We start from the raw sequence: 16296 nt of genomic DNA, 5'->3' as shown, positions 1-16296 counted from the left end.
GATGAGCACAACGGCCCTGAGCCGCGAGCAGGCGGCAGCCAAGGTGATGGTGGCGCTGGATTACCCGGACGCAGCCTCCGCCGAGCAGCTGCTGGAGCAGCTCCAAGGCATCCCCTGCTACATGAAGGTCGGCATGCAGCTCTTCTACGCCGCCGGACCGGACTTCGTCCGCCGGCTCAAGGAGCGCGGCTACCGCGTGTTCCTCGACGTGAAGATGCATGATATTCCCAACACCGTCAAAGGCGGCGCGAGCAGCATCGCAAGGCTCGGCGTCGACATGTTCAACGTGCATGCCGCCGGTGGCCGCGACATGATGGAGGCGGCGATGGACGGCGTCGAGGAGGCGCTCGCCGCCGATCCTTCGCTGCCGCGCCCGACGGTCATCGCCGTCACGCAGCTGACGAGCACGAGCGAGGAGGTGCTCAACGACGAGATCGGCATCCCCGGCACGGTCGAGGAGGCGGTCGCCCGCTACGCGCTGCTCGCGATCGCGTCCGGCCTCGACGGCGTCGTCGCCTCGCCGCATGAGGTGCAGCTCGTCAAGGACGCCTGCGGGCCGACGTTCCAGACGGTCACGCCGGGCATCCGTCCGGCCGGCGCCGATGTCGGCGACCAGACGCGCATCATGACGCCGCAGGACGCGCTTCGCGCCGGCACCGACTATATGGTGATCGGACGGCCGATCACCCGGGCGGCCGATCCGCGCGCCGCCATTGAATCCATGATCGAGGAGCTGATCCAAGCATGAGCATGCTTCAAGTCGAAAGCCTTCCGCGCGAGATCGCGGCCAAGCTGCTGGACATCGGAGCGGTCGCGCTGCGGCCGGAGGAGCCGTTCACCTGGACGAGCGGGCTGAAGTCGCCGATCTACTGCGACAACCGGCTGACGATGTCCTACCCGGATATCCGCGACCTTGTGGCGGAGGGCTTTGCCGCGGTCATTCGCGAGAGCTATCCGGACGCCGACGTCATCGCCGGCACGGCGACGGCGGGCATCCCGCATGCCGCCTGGGTCGCGCAGAAGCTGAACCTGCCGATGGCCTACATCCGCGACAAGGCCAAGGGCCACGGCAAGCAGAACCAGATCGAAGGCCGCATCGCCGCGGGGCAGAAGGTCGTCGTCATCGAGGATCTGATCTCGACCGGCGGCAGCTCGATCAAGGCGGCGCAGGCGGTCGCCGAGGCGGGCGGCGAGGTGCTGGCGGTCGTCGCCATCTTCTCGTATCAGTTCGCGAGCGCCGAGAAGGCTTTCGCGGAGGCGGGCGTGCCGCTGCGCACGCTGTCGGGCTACTCGGCGCTGATCGACGTGGCGGCCGAGCGCGGCATCGTGCAGAGCGGGCAGCTCGCGTCGCTGCAGGCGTGGCGAGAGGACCCGGCCAGCTACGGCAAGTAGGCGGCGAGATCGGCCTCGCGCCGAGGCAGAGCGATAGAGGGCGGGACGGCGCATGAGGCCGACCGTCCTTTTCGCTGTTTGGGCAGGAGGGCCGCTGCGCGGGCTGAGCCTTTCTCCGGTGAAGCCGGAGAACCAGACCCGGAGAAGCAGCCCCGGTAGGGCAAGAAGCCCGCTGCGCGAGCCGAGCCTTTCTCCGATTCCACTGGAAGCCGGATGCCCTGATTTCCCGACCTCCTATTCGGAGGCCATCCGTCTTCCAAGAGGACCGCTGCCGCTTCTCCGAAAGGCATCGTCTCGCTCCGCTCTGCCTCGCCCCGCAAGCTTGCTCCCTCCCCCTTCTTATTAGGGGGGAGGGCCGTCTCCCGAATGCGGGGAGACGGCAGCGCTTCGCACGGCCGCAACAAACTGGCCTTAAAACAGACCAAGCCAGCAAGCAGTCAAAGCTGCCTGCACAAACCATCCCAGCCCTGCTCGACCAATTACATAGGCGAGCTGCGCGGAAAAACCGAGTAACTCGGGCGTCCAGGGGGAGAAACGGAACGAGTTGCGCGGAAAAACCGAGTAACTCGGGCGTCCAGGGGGAGAAACGGAACGAGTTGCACGGAAAAACCGAGCAACTCGGGTGCCCGGGGGAGAAACGGGGCGAGTTGCGCGGAAAAACCGAGTAACTCGGGTGTCCGTGGGGAGAAACGGAGCGAGTTGCGCGGAAAAACCGAGTAACTCAGGTGTCCGTGGGGAGAAACGGAGCGAGCTGCGCGGAAAAATCGAGCAACTCGGTGCGGCTGTGGAGCTGGAAGTTCAGGGGCGGTTGGTGGAGCGGTCTGGTTGCGCATCTGAATGCAGAGGTAAGATGCTGCTCTTGTTGCAACAGGCGCGGAACCGTGCAACATACGCGAAGCGAGAGCAATATGCCAGGACCAGGAGCGAAGCGGACGGGAGACTCGCGAAGAAGCGGCCGCGGGTCCCTTGGAGGCCGGGTTCCACCCCTGCTGGAGAATGGAATCAGAGGAATCTGGGCTCTAGGAAGATCGGAACGAGTCCCCGCTCCGCGAAGCGGATCGGTCCCGGTGTCCGCGCTCCGACAAGCGAAGATAGGACTCGAGCGGTCATTACAAAGCGCCGTCGAATCGTGCTATACTAGAGGGAGTGATTGTGGATCCGAGTCGATCCGGCTTTAAAAAATTCATGGGTAAGGACCGATAACATTGAGCAATCGACAACCTGCAACTGACGTGATCTTGATCGGCGCCGGCATCATGAGCGCCACCCTTGGCGCCTTGCTGAAGGAGCTTGCGCCGGACTGGAGCATCAAAGTGTTCGAAAAGCTCGCCTCGGCAGGCGAGGAAAGCTCGAACGAATGGAACAATGCCGGTACGGGCCACTCCTCCCTGTGCGAGCTCAACTACACGACCGAGAAGGCCGACGGCTCGATCGACATCAGCAAGGCGGTCAAGGTCAACGAGGAATTCCAGGTATCCAAGCAGTTCTGGGCGCATCTGGCGGCAAGCGGACTTATCCAGCATCCTCAGGAGTTCATCAAGGCGCTGCCGCATATGAGCCTCGTGTTCGGGCAGAACAACGTCAACTTCCTCCGCAAGCGCCACGAAGCGCTCAAGGACAACCCGCTGTTCCGGGGCATGGAGTATTCCGACCGTCCCGACCAGCTCAAGCAGTGGATTCCGCTCATCATGGACGGACGCAAGGTCGACGAGCCGATTGCGGCGACGAAGATCGACTCCGGAACGGACGTCAACTTTGGCGCTTTAACGCGCATGCTGTTCGCCCATCTGCAAAGGCAAGGCGTCGATGTCCGCTACAACCATCAGGTCGACGACGTGAAGCGTGCCGGCGACGGCAGCTGGGAGATCAAGGTGCGCGACGGCCGAGGAGCGGTCGAACGCCATAACGCCAAGTTCGTCTTCCTCGGCGGCGGCGGCGGCAGCCTGCATCTGCTGCAGAAGTCCGGCATTCCAGAAGGACGTGCCATCGGCGGCTTCCCGATCAGCGGCATCTTCATGGTATGCCAAAATCCGGAGGTCGTCTCCCGGCATCACGCCAAGGTGTACGGCAAGGCCGCCGTCGGCGCGCCGCCGATGTCCGTGCCTCATCTTGACAAGCGTTATATCGAGGGCAAGGAAATGCTGTTCTTCGGACCTTTCGCCGGCTTCTCGCCGAAGTTTCTCAAGAACGGCTCGATGCTCGATCTGATCACGTCCGTCAAGCCGAACAACCTGGTGACGATGCTCGCTTCCGGCGCCAAGAACGTGCCGCTCGTGAAGTACCTGCTCAAGGAGCTGTCGCTGTCCAAGGAGCAGCGGATGAACGCGCTGCGCGAGTTCGTTCCGGAAGCCAAGAGCGAGGACTGGGAGCTCGTCGTAGCCGGCCAGCGCGTGCAGGTCATCAAGGATACGCCGGCGGGCAAAGGCATCCTGCAATTCGGTACGGAAGTCGTAAGCGCGGCCGACGGCTCGATCGCGGCGCTGCTTGGCGCCTCGCCGGGAGCATCGACTGCGGTTTCCGTCATGCTGGAGGTCATTGAAAAATGCTTCCCGCAGCAGCTCAAGGCATGGGAGCCGAAGATCAAGCAAATGATCCCTTCCTACGGCCTCAAGCTTCTCCAGCACCCGCAGCTGATCGCGCAGATCGAGGCCTCTACGGCCAAGGCGCTCCAGCTCAAGGAACTGCATCCAGCCAAATAAGCTGTCTTCCCTCCCCGGTGCCGACCGAACGGTTCCGGGGATTTTTTGCATTCTTTCCCAAAATACTCCTGGATTATGCTATGATAGGCAGGTTGAAGGAGGAGACGCGCAATGCTAGGCTGGATCAAGCGCCGTCCGTGGACGGCGGCAGCGGCGGCGGTCGTGCTGATCGCGGCGAGCTGGACCGGGAATCTGCTCTATCGCGGCACGCAGCTGTTGGAAGAGCCTTATTTTTTCACGCAGGATCAGCTCGTCCATCCCGGCACCAATCAGCTCTACATCCCTTACTTGGAAAATCGCCGAGAGCGGAATTCCGTCCTATTCGTGCAATGGAACGAGCGGCCCGATGCTGCCATCGTGCTGCAAGAGACGATGGGCTTCCGCTACCAGCGCCAGCTGACGGCCTATGCCAGTTGGGAAGTGGATCAAGAGGCCTATGAACAGCTCAAGGAGCCGCAGCCGATAACGTTGACCGTACATTACCGCAATGGAACCATAAAGCAGGTCCGGGCCGGCACGCTGCGCAAGCGCGAGGAGTCGGTTCTAGGCATCAAGGGCAAGGGGGGCGGGTCCGACAACGGTTCCGTAAACGGCGCAGCCGCTTGCGACTGCACGCTCGAAAGAATCGAAGTCGTTCCTGCTGAGCTTGGCGACTCGATCCGGTTGAAGCCTTACGGCTTCGGGGCTAAGTCGCTGCAGCCGCCGGTCGCGCTGACCAAAGGGGAGACGATCCGGATCGACTGGTCGTTCGCGCCTGACGGCGGGAACAGCCTTCGCGGAGCCCATTATTACGAGATGGGCCTGGAGCTGACGTTCCGGACGGAGGACGGCCGGATCATCCGGGAGCGGGAGCCGCTTGCTTTTCCGAACTTGGCCATCGACGAGAACGACTTGACGGCGCTGGTGAAGCAGCTTCGAAAAGGAAGCGAGCCGCATCCGGCCATGAACGGAGGGAGCTCGCGATGAATGTATCCTGGCGAAAGCCGCTTCGCCGCATCGGCTGGGGCCTCCTCCTCGTGCTGCTCGACGTGCGGATCGCGGGCATCGACTGGCTGCCGGACTTCGTCGGCTATATGATGGCGGCGTCGGGATCGCTGCGGCTCGGCAGCGAGTTTCCCGCGATGCGCCGCGCCGGGCGGCTCGCCTGGGGGCTGGCGGCCGTCTCGCTCCCGGCTGTGCTCATGCCGTATACCATGAATCCGACGGAGGGAATCTCGCAGCTGCCGCTGCCGGTCCAGCTGTACGGCCAGCTGATGCTGGCGCTTCACGCCGTGCTGATCATGCTGCTCTGCACAGGGCTGCGCGAGGCGGCATCCAAGGCGAAAGCGAGGGACATCCAGCATCAGGCCGGAGGCAGGCGGACGTTTTATGCGCTGCTCGCTTTTGTCCTGCTGGTGTTCTATCCGTTCCAGTTCAATCTAGAGGAGCTGCAGTGGTGGGTCTGGTATGGAGGCGGCGTCCTCCTGCTCGGCATCGCCGAGCTGCTGGCGCTGCGGCTGCCGTTCCGTCTAGCCCGTGTCCGCAGGCACAGAGTCGACAAGGAGGCGACAAGGAGGCGCCAACCCTATGATCATCATTCGTAAACGAAATCCGGAAGAGCCGCTGCCGATGGAGCTGCTGCTGCTCGCCGACCCGTCCGCCGAGATGGTCGCTTCCTACGCGGAGCGCGGTGAATGCTGGCTGCTGGCCGATGGCGACGGACCGCCGATCGGCGCGTACGTGCTGCTGCCGACGAGGCCGGCGACGCTGGAGCTCGTCAATGTGGCGGTCGCCGAGGAGCGCCAGGGCCAAGGCCTCGGCAAGCGGCTCGTGCTCCATGCGGTCGAGCGCGCCCGCGAGCTCGGGGCGGCGACGCTCGAGGTCGGCACGGGCAACTCCAGCATCGGCCAGCTGGCGCTCTATCAGCGCTGCGGCTTCCGCATCGCGGGCGTCGACCGCGATTTTTTCGTGCGCCACTACGACGAGCCGATCGTGGAGAATGGAATTCCGTGCGTCGACATGATTCGGCTGTCGATGGATCTTCCCCGCTCCGACGCGGGTGCCGGGACTTCCGGCCCCCGTTGATTTTCCGATAGACAAGGCGAGGCCGACCTCCGATAATAGAGTTGAAGTTTTCCATACGTGGAGCTTACATAATCGAGGTCAGGGGAATGCCAATCATGAACCATTGGAAAGGTCTTGCCGCCACGGCAATCGCTGCGGCCGTCATCGCGACGAGTCTCGGAAGCGGCGCGGCCGATTCGGCCGCGGCGGCCGCCGCCAAGCCGGCGATCAGCGTCGTGCTGAACGGCAAGACGCAGAAGTACGATCAGCCGCCGGTCATCGTGAACGGCTCGACGCTCGTGCCGCTGCGCGGCATTTTCGAAGGGCTCGGCGCCAAAGTGTCCGTCAGCGGCAAGCAGATCACCGCGACGAAGGGCTTCACGACGATCGTCCATACGATCGGCCAGAACTGGGCGCTCGTCGACGGCCAGAAGGTCGAGCTGTCCCAGCCTTCGCTCGTGCTCAAAGGACGCACGCTCGTGCCGCTTCGCTTCATCGGCGAAGCGCTTGACAGCAAGGTCGGCTGGAACGCCGCCAAGCAGCAGGTGACGGTCGCTCCGCTCCAAGGCGCCGAGCTGCAGGCGCGCTGGGCGGACAAGGCCAACAGCTTCGCCTGGGCCGGCAAGCTGGACAAGCTCAAGGCGATGCTTGCCGCAGGCTGGAAGCCGGCGCTCAGCGAGCAGGCGTTCATCACGAGCGTCTTCACCAAAAACAAGGACATCGTCAAGCTGTTCCTCGACAACGGAGCCGACGTCAACATGATCGTCACGATGGAAGAGGGCGACGCCATCGCGCTCGTCGAAGCGGCGACGTTGCCTTACCGCGAGACGGCGGACGGGGAATATCCGGCAACGACCGAGGCGTCCGATCTGGAGCTCTTGCGGCTGCTGCTCTCCGCCAAGCCGGACATCGCCGGCCTCGAGCAGGAGAACGGCAACCTCGTCTGGACGGCGATCCACGCCGGACGCCTGGAGATCGTGAAGGAGCTGCTGGCGGCCGGAGCGAGCGCCAAGTCCGACGGCAAGCAGCAATTCGCTGCGCCGCTCGCCGCCGCTGCCGGCTATGTCGGCGCTGACGGCAGCCGCGCGTACGCCATGATGGAGCTGCTGCTCAAGAACGGCGCCGATCCGAACGACTGCAACTGCGACGTCAAGGAGAGCTACACGCCGCTTGAGCTCGCGAGCGGCATGCTGTACGACGCCCAGGATGACGGCATCGCCTACAAGCCGGAAGCCCGCGTCGTCGAGCTGCTGCTCCAGCATGGAGCCGATCCGAAGCGGGACCATGCGCTGTACGAAGCGGTCGACGCCGAGGCGCTGGACATCGTCAAGCTGCTGCTCGCCAAGGGCGCCGACCCGAACAAGAAAAATCCGTCTACGGAAAAAACGCCGCTGGATCTTGCCAAGGAGCTCGGCAACGCCGAGCTGACCGCGCTGCTGCAGCAGACCGCGGCAAGCGTATAGCAACAGAGCCCGTCCGCATTGTCGGACGGGCTTTTTTAAGTCAACCGGAATTTTAAGTCAATCGGAAGAAGGAGGCAGGCCGAGATGAATCGAGAGGAAACGATCCGCGCCGCGGCGCGCTTGCGCGGCGAAGGCCAGGGCGAGGAAGCGCTGCGGCTGCTGAAGGCGCTGGCGGAGCATGCCGAGGAGGACGCCGAGCTGCAGTACCAGCTCGCCTGGACGCATGACTCGCTCGGACTGGAGCGGGAGGCGGTGCCGCATTACGAGCGGGCGCTCTCGCTCGGACTGGCGGAGCCGGGAGACGATGCGGGAGCGAGGCTCGGACTCGGGAGCACGCTGCGGACGCTCGGCCGCTACGCCGAGGCGCGGCAGCTGCTGGAGGCGTCGGCGCAGCGGTACCCGGAGCGGGCGGAATTTCGCGTGTTCCTGGCGATGGCGCTGTACAACGAAGGCGAGGCCGCCCGCGCGATGGAGCTGCTGCTGCGCGAGCTGGCGGACAGCAGTTCCGCCGCCGGCGTGCGGGATTATGCGCCTGCGATCCGTTTTTATGCGGACAAGCTGGATCAGGTATGGTGAAAAAAAGCCTTTACCAAACCTTCCCTTCCGTGTAAGATGAATCATCAAACGGAAGGGTTTCTAGGGATCCGGGAAGCGGCCGCGCCGATGCGGCCCTCTTCGACCGAACCGAGCGAGACCGGCGCGGCGCCATAGGCCGCGTACACCGTAAGGGATAAAAGACCTTCGGAAAGTTCCGCCTGCACGCCTGTGCCGGCCGGCTTTCCGAAGGTCTTTTTGCCGATTCCGGCCGAGGCCGGGAAAGGAGCGGCCCCGCATCGCGTGCGGGTCCGGCACGGACAGACGAGCACGAAGGGAGCGGAGAGCATGAACGTATTGGAGACGAAGGGACTGCGGAAGACGTTCCGCGTCAAGCGCAAGGAGCCGGGATTCGCGGCGAGCCTCCGCTCGCTGTGGGCGCCGAGCTGGAGCGAGAAGGAGGCGGTGTCGGGCATCGACCTCGCGGTCGAGGAGGGGGAGACGATCGCTTTCCTCGGTCCGAACGGAGCCGGCAAGTCGACGACGATCAAGATGCTGACCGGCATCCTGCATCCGAGCGGCGGCGAGGCGACCGTGCTCGGCCATGTGCCTTGGAAGGAGCGCAAGCAGCTCGCCTACCGGATCGGCACCGTCTTCGGGCAGAAGTCGCAGCTGTGGTACCATCTGCCGCCTAGCGACACGTTCGAGCTGATGAGCCGCATCTACGAGCTCGACCGGGACGACTACCGCCGCCGGCGCGACTTGCTGATCGAGCGCTTCGAGCTCGGGCCGTACCTCGATACGGCCGTGCGGCGGCTGTCGCTGGGCGAAAGGATGCGCTGCGAGATCGCCTGCTCGTTCCTGCACCGGCCGCGCCTGCTGTTCCTCGACGAGCCGACGATCGGCCTCGACGCCATGATCAAGGAGCGGATCCGCGAGCTGATCGCGGAGCTGAACCGGGAGGAGGGGACGACGGTGTTCCTGACGTCCCATGACGCGGGCGACATCGAGCGGCTGTGCCGGCGGGCGGTCGTCATCCATCACGGCGGCATCATGGTCGACGGCTCCGTGCAGCGGCTGAAGCGCGACATCCTCCGCTACAAGACGGTCGCCGTGCGGCTTGCCGAATCGTCCCCGCCCGCCGAGTCGCTGCCGCTGCCTCCCGGGGCGCGGCGGCTGCCGGCCGACGCCGGCCAGCTGCGGCTGTCGGTCGATCTGACGGAGATCGGCGTCGAGCAGGTGCTGCAAGGGCTCATGTCGACGCTGGCGATCGCGGACGTGACGATCGAGGACCCGCCGATGGAGGAGGTCATCAAGACGCTGTTCGCCCGAGGCCGAGACGAAGGCGTGGCCGCGCGAGAGGAGGATGCGCCATGATCGCCGCCAAAGGCGCGAAATACGCCGCCGTCGTCCGCATCACGCTCAAGCAGCAGACCGCTTACCGGATGGACTTCCTCATGCGCTCGCTGTTCCTGCTGCTCATCCTCTACGTGTTCATGCAGCTCTGGTCGGCGGCGTACAGCGGCCAGGGCGAGGGCGCGGAGATCGCCGGCTTTCGGCTCAAGGACATCATCTGGTACCTCGTGCTGACCGAGGCGTTCACGATGGCGTTCCCGCAGCTGTGCACGCGCATCGAGGAGGAGGTCAAGAGCGGCGGCATCGCCGTCCGCCTGCTGACGCCGATCTCGTACGCCGGCTACCAGTACGCGTCCTATCTCGGGGAGGCGGCGCTGCGGTTCGTCGTCAATCTGGCCTGCGGCAGCCTCATCGGCTGGATGCTCGTCGGCCCGCCGGAGCTCGGAGCCGGCTGGTCCTCGATCGCGGTGCTCGGGCTCGGCAGCTTCACGCTGGCGTTCCTGCTCAACCTGTCGATCGCGCTCTGCTCCTTTTGGGTGGAGGAGACGCGGGGACTGGAGTTCATCCTGCAAAAGCTGCAGTTCACCGTCGGCGGCATGCTCATCCCGCTCGACCTGATGCCGCACTGGCTGCAGCAGGTATGCGCCTGGCTGCCGTTCCAGGCGGTGCTGTACTTTCCGGCCAAGTCGGCCGTCAGCGGCGGGGAGGAGCTGGGCGCCTACGTGGCGCAGCAGCTCGGCTGGATCGCCGTCATGGCGGCGCTGTGCGCCTGGATCTATTCGCGGGGCATAAGGAGGCTGAATGCCAATGGAGGCTGATCGCAAGCCGGCCGAGCGGTCCGCGTCGGCGGCCGCGCCGACCCGGGCCGCGACCATGGCCGCTTCCGCGGCGGCCGCGGACCGGCGCAAAGGAACGTTTTGGCGAGGCACGCTGCCGTTCCTGCTCACCTGCTGGAAGCTGAATCTCGCCGGCGCGATGGAGTTCCGCCTGAGCTTCCTCATGACCGCCGGCACGATGTTCCTGAACAACGTCATCTGGCTGCTGTTCTGGGGCATCTTTTTCGACCGCTTCCCGGATGTCGCCGGCTGGGAGCTGAAGGACGTCATGCTGCTCTGGGCGGTCAGCGCAGGCGGCTTCGGCTGGGCGAGCGTGCTGCTCGGCAACTTCACGCGCATCGCCTATCTGACGGCGAACGGGGAGCTGGACGTCTACCTGACCCAGCCGAAGCCGCTGCTGCTGAACGTGCTGGCGAGCCGCATGTCGCTGACGGCGATCGGCGACTTCCTGTTCGGCGCGGCGATCTATGCGTACGTCGGCGACCATAGCTGGACAGGGCTGGCCTCTTTCCTGCTCGCGCTGCTGATGTCCGGCCTGTTCTTCCTGTTCTTCACGCTCGCGACCGGCTCGCTGGCGTTTTTCTTCGGCAACGCCGAGGGCATCGCCTTCCAGCTGTTCAACAGCTTCCTCGCGTTCACGACCTACCCGGCGGACATCTTCAAAGGGCTCGGCCGGCTGCTGCTGTTCACGATCGTTCCGGCGGGCTTCATCAGCTACATGCCGATCGGCCTGCTGCGCGGCTGGGACGGATCGTTCATGCTGGCGGCGGCAGGCATGCTGCTGCTGCTGGCGGCGCTGTCGCTCGGGCTGTTCTATGCGGGCCTGCGGCGCTACAGCTCGGGCAACCGGATGGCGATGAGGAGCTGACGTCCAGCCGGCGGAATGGCTGCGGCCAGCGAATGCCTACAGCCAGCCGGAGTAGAATTTCTCGTAGCCGGCCTTCATGACGCGTCCGCCGAAGCGGCTGAACGCCTGGTCGCGGTTGTCCTCGGACACCCGGCGCGGATGCGCGGCCGCCATGTTCAGCAGCTCGAACCAGTTGGACTCGCTGCCGGCGAACGTATGCGTCGACGCGATATGCCCGTAGCAAGGATGCTCGGGCTTGACGACGAGCTTGCCCATCGCCATCGCCTCCGCGAGCGGCATCGAGAACGTGTCGAAGCGGCTGCTGCTCCAGTACACCTTCGCCGAATTCATCAGCTCGAACACCTCGTCCCTGGACAGCGCGAACTTCAGCGTCACGTTGGACGGGATGTCGTAGCGCTTCATGCTCTCGCGGTAGCGGAGGCCGCCCATCGCCATCACGACGTCCTTGTCCGGATTGCGGCGCGCGTACTCGAGCGGCAGGTCGGGACGGCGGTTCGGCTCGTCGCGCCCGATCCACAGGATGCGGTTCTCGACCACCTGCGACGGGTCGTAATGGCGCTCGGCGAGCTCCTCCTCGAAGCCGATCGGAATGACGTCCACGTCCGTGACGCCCCAATCGGCGCGGAACAGGCCTTTCAGATAGTCCGTATGCACGACCGCCTTGTCCACGATCGAGTAGAACGGCTTCATCATCTCGTAGCCGGTCAGGTCGGGATGCGGGTAGCTGTGCGGGAACAGCACCGCCTTGTCGCGGAACATCTTGAGGAACGTGAACCCGGATACCGTGTAGATGACATGCTCGATCCGCTCCCGGTCGAGCTGCTCCAGCACGAGGTCGTAGTTGACGAGATCGCCTTTTTCGTACTCGTAGCCGGGCGCCTGGTCGTATCCGCTCACATGGCGGTCCGGCGCGACGAACACGATCTCGACGCCGAGCTCGCGGCTGAGCGCCTGCAGCCTTTCGGCATAGATGCGGGGGCCCTGGGCCTCCGCGAATTGAATTTTTCTCATGACGAGACCGACTTTCGTCACCGTCGATTCCTCCTTCGGGTGGGGCATGCTTCTGCTAGTATAATCGACCGGCCCGATATGGGGTAGAGAAGAGGGAGGAGAACGGCAGAGCGGCGAGGAAGAGGGTATAAGGCATTAAGGAAACGAAACGCCGCATCAGCACTCGAGAGGAGCATGCATCATGGAAAAAATCGAGCTATGGCCGCAAGGAGCGCCGGGCGCGCTCGGCACGCAAGAGGAGGATCGGCCGCATCTGCTGCGCTTCCCCGCGGCCGGCACGGCAGCGAGAGGGGCCGTCGTCGTCTGCCCCGGAGGAGGCTACGCGATGCGGGCCGGACATGAGGCCGACCCGATCGCGGCCTGGTACCAGGAACGCGGCTTCCACGCGTTCGTCCTGCATTATCGCGTCGCCCCGTACGCCTATCCGAGCGCGCTGGAGGACGCCCAGCAGGCGATCCGTCTCGTACGGCTGCACGCGCAGGAGTGGGGCGTCGATCCGGAGCGGATCGCGCTGCTCGGTTTTTCGGCAGGCGGGCATGTGGCGGCGAGCGCAGGCACGCTCAGCAACGACGGCGACCCGCTGTCGGACGACCCGATCCGGCGGATCGGCTGCCGCCCGGACGCGCTGCTGCTCTGCTATCCGGTCATCAGCATGCGCCCGGACGTGACGCATGGCGGATCGCGGCGCAACCTGCTCGGCGAGCGGCCCGATCCGGAGCTGGAGGCGCTGCTGAGCGCGGACGAGCAGGTCGGCCCGGATACGCCGCCGACGTTCCTGTGGCATACGGCGGAGGATGAAGGCGTCTCTTCTCGCAACAGCCTCCGATTCGCGATGGCGCTGGCGGAGCACGGCGTCTCCTACGACCTCCATGTGTATCAGCGCGGGCGGCACGGCATCGGCATGGCGGCGGACGACCGCCGCGCCGGCGGCTGGCTGGAGCTTTCCCGGAGCTGGCTGGAGGATCTCGGCTGGGGAGGATCGTCGCGTTGACGGCATTGAATTAATTTTATACAATTGAATCAGAAACGATTTAATTGGGAGGCGATGCCGATGTTGATCTATGAGATTCCAGTGGAGAAGTCCGGCGGGGAGCAGACGACGCTGGAGCCCTATCGCGGCAAGGTGATGCTGATCGTCAATACGGCGACCAAATGCGGGCTGGCGCCGCAGTTCGACGGCTTGGAGAAGCTGCATCAGACGTATAAGGACGAAGGGCTGGCCGTGCTCGGCTTTCCGTGCGGCCAGTTCGCCAATCAGGAACCCGGCGGCGACGATCAGATCCAGGAGGCGTGCCGCATCAACTTCGGCGTCACGTTTCCGCTGTACGCCAAGGTCGACGTGAACGGCGACGGCGCGTCGCCGCTGTTTCAATACTTGACGAGCGAGGCCAAGGGCTTTCTCGGCACGAAGGCGATCAAGTGGAACTTCACGAAGTTCCTCGTCGACCGGGACGGCCGCGTCGTGCAGCGCTTCGCGCCGACCGACAAGCCGGAGAAGATCGAGAGCCATATCCGAAGGCTGCTCGGAGCCGGCGCTCCGGCGTGAGCCGCGCCGGGCGATGAGCGGCGCCAGGTGATGAGCGGCTCGACCGCAGAGGCGCCTGTCCGATAAGCGGCTCGATCGCAGATGCGCCCGTCCGATAAGCGGCCCGACCGCAGAGGCGCCCGATCGATGATGTCGGTCGCCGCCCGCCCGTCTCCGACTCCGGAGGCGGGCTTTTCTATCTGCCCAAGGCCGCTCTGTGATAGACTGGATACGATCCAGATCCAAGGAGGAACAAGCATGCTGCGTATCGGAATCATCGGCTCCAACTTCATCACGGAAACGTTCATCGACGCGGCTCGGCATGTCGACGGGCTGCAGCTCGCGGCCCATTATTCGCGGAGCGCCGAGCGGGGGGCGGAATTTGCGGACAAGCACGGCATCCCGTGCCGGTTCACGGATCTCGAGGAGATGGCGGCGAGCCGCGAGCTCGACGCCGTCTACATCGCCAGCCCGAACTCGCTGCATGCGGAGCAGGCGGTCTTGTTCATGAAGCGCGGCAAGCATGTGCTGTGCGAGAAGCCGATCGCCTCCAACAGCCGCGAGCTGCGGGAGATGATCGCCGCCTCCAGGGAGCATGGAGTGCTGCTGCTCGAGGCGATGAAGTCGACGTTCCTGCCGAACTTCGCCGCGATCCGGGACAACCTCGGCCGTCTTGGCGAGGTGCGGCAGTATTTCGCTTCGTTCTGCCAGTATTCCTCGCGCTATGACCGCTACAAGGCGGGCGAGGTGCTGAACGCCTTCAAGCCGGAGCTGTCCAACGGCTCGCTGATGGATATCGGCGTCTACTGCCTGTATCCGCTCGTAGCGCTGTTCGGCAAGCCGCAGACGGTGCAGGCGAGCGCCGTCATGCTGGATACCGGCGTCGACGGCCGCGGCAGCCTGCTGCTCGGCTATCCGGGGATGGAGGCGCTGATCGCGCACTCCAAGATCAGCGATTCGTCGCTGCCGGCCGAGATTCAGGGGGAGCAGGGCGTCATGCGCATTGAGCGGATCAGCCAGCCGGCGTCCGTTCGGCTGCAGCTCCGCGGCGGGCCGGAAGAGGACTTGAGCCGGCCGCAGGCAGCCAATACGATGCAGTATGAGATTGAGGCTTTCGTACGGCTGATCGCCGAAGGCCGGACCGAGTCGGACATCAACACGTTCGAGCTGTCGCTCGCCGTGATGGAGGTCATGGACGAGGCGCGCCGCCAGATCGGGCTTGTGTTCCCGGCGGACCGGGCGTAAGGGCAGGGACGGCATGATTCAAGGGTACAAGGAATGAGGGAGGAGGCTGTTTCCAGGCCGGCTGCGCGCCGGTCGGGGACGGCCTTTTTTTGTGTGCCGGGATAAGGGGACTGGCGTTCGGGGGCGGACAAGCCGCTGTGCGGGCTGACTGCGTAGGACGAAGCCGCCAAGGGGACGAAGAGGTCGCTGCGCGAGCCGAGCCAAGCCTGTGGGACGAAGAGGTCGCTGCGCGAGCCGAGCCTCTCTCCGATTCCACTGGAAGCCGGATGGCTTGATCCCCTGACCTCCAATGCGGAGGCCATCCGTCTTCCAAGAGGACCGCTGCCGCTTCTCCGAAAGGCATCGTCTCGCTTCGCTCCCTTCGCCCGCCGCCCGCTCCCCCTTTATTTAGGGGGAGCGGTCCGTCTCCCGAAAGCCTGGGAGACGACAGCCTCGACTGTGCCCAGCGCTCGCCAAGTTAGCTCGGCTTTGCTCCATCTCCGCGTCCGCCCAACCCGCGTCGACTTCTAAGCAGGCTATGATCTGCCAAGCTGCCGACCCTACTGCCTCGTCAGCCAGCCATTGGCGAAGCTAGCTGGTGAACGGAGGAGCGTGATCGAGGCATGAAGTCGAAAAAATCATGTTACCTGGAGGACAGTTGGAGAAACGACGGAGATGCGCGGAAAAACCGAGTAGCTCGGGTGCGAAGACGAGTGAACAGGGGGAGATACGCGGTAAAACCGAGCAACTGGGACTCGTAGACGAGTAAACGAGGGAGATGTGCGGAAAAACCGAGCAACTGGGGTGTGGAGACGAGGAGAGGTGTGCGGGCTGCTGAGCTCGGGCGGCGTCGGTCGGGTGGCGCGAGCGCGGGATGCAAACGGTGGCATGCGAGCGGGACGCGGGCGGTGCGGACGGCGTGGGGGAGTGCGGGCTGCGGAGGCGAGGATGCAGGCAGCGGGAGCCCGGGATGTGCAAGGCGGGACGCGAGCGGTGCGGACGTCCGGGCGGCGTGGGCGGAGCTAACGAAACTGAGGAACGTTATTTGTCCGAAATAGGCGCAAATAAAATTGTAACGATACTGAGAAGTGCTATTGAAGGCTTCAACACCGATTTTTCGGAGTTGAAGGCCCCGTAGCGCTCGTCAGTTTCGTTAAAAGTTCAGAAAGGCGGTTTTCGGCGAAATAGCGTCTCTCCGTATTGTTAGCCCTCCAAGGATGCGGACAACACAAATGGAAGCGGCTGTAAGATGCCTCCGTTCTCGAGGAGCTTTCCGAACCGCCGCTTGTGCCGGAAAAGGGAATTCGTGGCTTCGGGCTCCACGAAGACCGAGAAGAGTCCCCGT

General features: G+C 64.5%; 15 protein-coding genes. 14 read left to right on the top strand and 1 reads right to left on the bottom strand.

All coding sequences use genetic code 11. From position 1 onward, the window contains the following. The first annotated feature begins 1 nt into the window (after nt 1). The 11 genes from pyrF (at nt 2) to B8V81_RS23745 (ending at nt 11191) form a co-directional block, all read left to right on the top strand. On the top strand, nt 2-748 hold the full coding sequence (pyrF, locus tag B8V81_RS23795; RefSeq protein WP_101809324.1) for an orotidine-5'-phosphate decarboxylase: 747 nt from the start codon (nt 2-4) through the stop codon (nt 746-748). Between the two features lie 2 nt (nt 749-750). After that, nucleotides 751-1392, top strand: a complete 642-nt coding sequence (gene pyrE, locus B8V81_RS23790) for an orotate phosphoribosyltransferase (protein ID WP_028596982.1) — start codon at nt 751-753, stop codon at nt 1390-1392. A gap of 1205 nt (nt 1393-2597) precedes the next feature. Continuing rightward, nucleotides 2598-4091, top strand: coding sequence for a malate:quinone oxidoreductase (locus B8V81_RS23785; RefSeq protein ID WP_101809323.1), 1494 nt, complete (start codon nt 2598-2600; stop codon nt 4089-4091). A gap of 111 nt (nt 4092-4202) precedes the next feature. Beyond that, nucleotides 4203-5057, top strand: a complete 855-nt coding sequence (locus B8V81_RS23780) for a hypothetical protein (RefSeq protein ID WP_028596980.1) — start codon at nt 4203-4205, stop codon at nt 5055-5057. Next, nucleotides 5054-5674, top strand: a complete 621-nt coding sequence (locus tag B8V81_RS23775) for a hypothetical protein (protein WP_101809322.1) — start codon at nt 5054-5056, stop codon at nt 5672-5674. The genes B8V81_RS23780 and B8V81_RS23775 overlap by 4 nt, the downstream gene beginning before the upstream one ends. Beyond that, on the top strand, nt 5661-6155 hold the full coding sequence (locus B8V81_RS23770; RefSeq protein WP_425320501.1) for a GNAT family N-acetyltransferase: 495 nt from the start codon (nt 5661-5663) through the stop codon (nt 6153-6155). The genes B8V81_RS23775 and B8V81_RS23770 overlap by 14 nt, the downstream gene beginning before the upstream one ends. A 95-nt stretch (nt 6156-6250) precedes the next feature. Beyond that, on the top strand, nt 6251-7597 hold the full coding sequence (locus B8V81_RS23765) for a stalk domain-containing protein (protein ID WP_052332849.1): 1347 nt from the start codon (nt 6251-6253) through the stop codon (nt 7595-7597). Between the two features lie 84 nt (nt 7598-7681). Further along, nucleotides 7682-8173: a tetratricopeptide repeat protein gene (locus B8V81_RS23760; protein ID WP_101809320.1), complete on the top strand. Its 492-nt coding sequence runs from the start codon at nt 7682-7684 to the stop codon at nt 8171-8173. Nucleotides 8174-8479: 306 nt separating this feature from the next. Continuing rightward, nucleotides 8480-9508 (top strand): ABC transporter ATP-binding protein, encoded by a 1029-nt coding sequence (locus B8V81_RS23755; protein ID WP_101809491.1) that lies wholly within the window; start codon nt 8480-8482, stop codon nt 9506-9508. Further along, a complete protein-coding gene (locus B8V81_RS23750; RefSeq protein WP_228551559.1) occupies nt 9505-10305 on the top strand; it encodes an ABC transporter permease in 801 nt (266 codons plus the stop codon). Before B8V81_RS23755 ends, B8V81_RS23750 begins: the two co-directional genes overlap by 4 nt. Further along, complete coding sequence (locus B8V81_RS23745) at nt 10295-11191, top strand: ABC transporter permease (protein ID WP_244912807.1); 897 nt, start codon at nt 10295-10297, stop codon at nt 11189-11191. The genes B8V81_RS23750 and B8V81_RS23745 overlap by 11 nt, the downstream gene beginning before the upstream one ends. A 36-nt stretch (nt 11192-11227) precedes the next feature. On the opposite strand, the gene B8V81_RS23740 is transcribed toward B8V81_RS23745, so the two are convergent. Then, nucleotides 11228-12223: a glycosyltransferase gene (locus B8V81_RS23740; RefSeq protein WP_028596974.1), complete on the bottom strand. Its 996-nt coding sequence runs from the start codon at nt 12221-12223 to the stop codon at nt 11228-11230. A gap of 160 nt (nt 12224-12383) precedes the next feature. On the opposite strand from B8V81_RS23740, the gene B8V81_RS23735 reads away from it, so the two are divergent. The 3 genes from B8V81_RS23735 (at nt 12384) to B8V81_RS23725 (ending at nt 14972) form a co-directional block, all read left to right on the top strand. After that, nucleotides 12384-13193 carry an alpha/beta hydrolase gene (locus tag B8V81_RS23735; protein ID WP_028596973.1) on the top strand — a complete coding sequence of 270 codons (810 nt, stop codon included), beginning with the start codon at nt 12384-12386 and terminating at the stop codon, nt 13191-13193. Nucleotides 13194-13253: 60 nt separating this feature from the next. Continuing rightward, a complete protein-coding gene (locus B8V81_RS23730) occupies nt 13254-13748 on the top strand; it encodes a glutathione peroxidase (protein WP_028596972.1) in 495 nt (164 codons plus the stop codon). 237 nt (nt 13749-13985) lie between these two features. Beyond that, a complete protein-coding gene (locus B8V81_RS23725) occupies nt 13986-14972 on the top strand; it encodes a Gfo/Idh/MocA family protein (protein ID WP_028596971.1) in 987 nt (328 codons plus the stop codon). The last annotated feature ends 1324 nt before the right edge of the window (nt 14973-16296 follow it).

Source organism: Paenibacillus pasadenensis (assembly GCF_002864175.1).
Taxonomy (GTDB): domain Bacteria; phylum Bacillota; class Bacilli; order Paenibacillales; family Paenibacillaceae; genus Paenibacillus_O; species Paenibacillus_O pasadenensis.
Note: the sequence above shows the minus strand (reverse complement) of the source record. Positions and strands in the feature narration are given on the sequence as shown.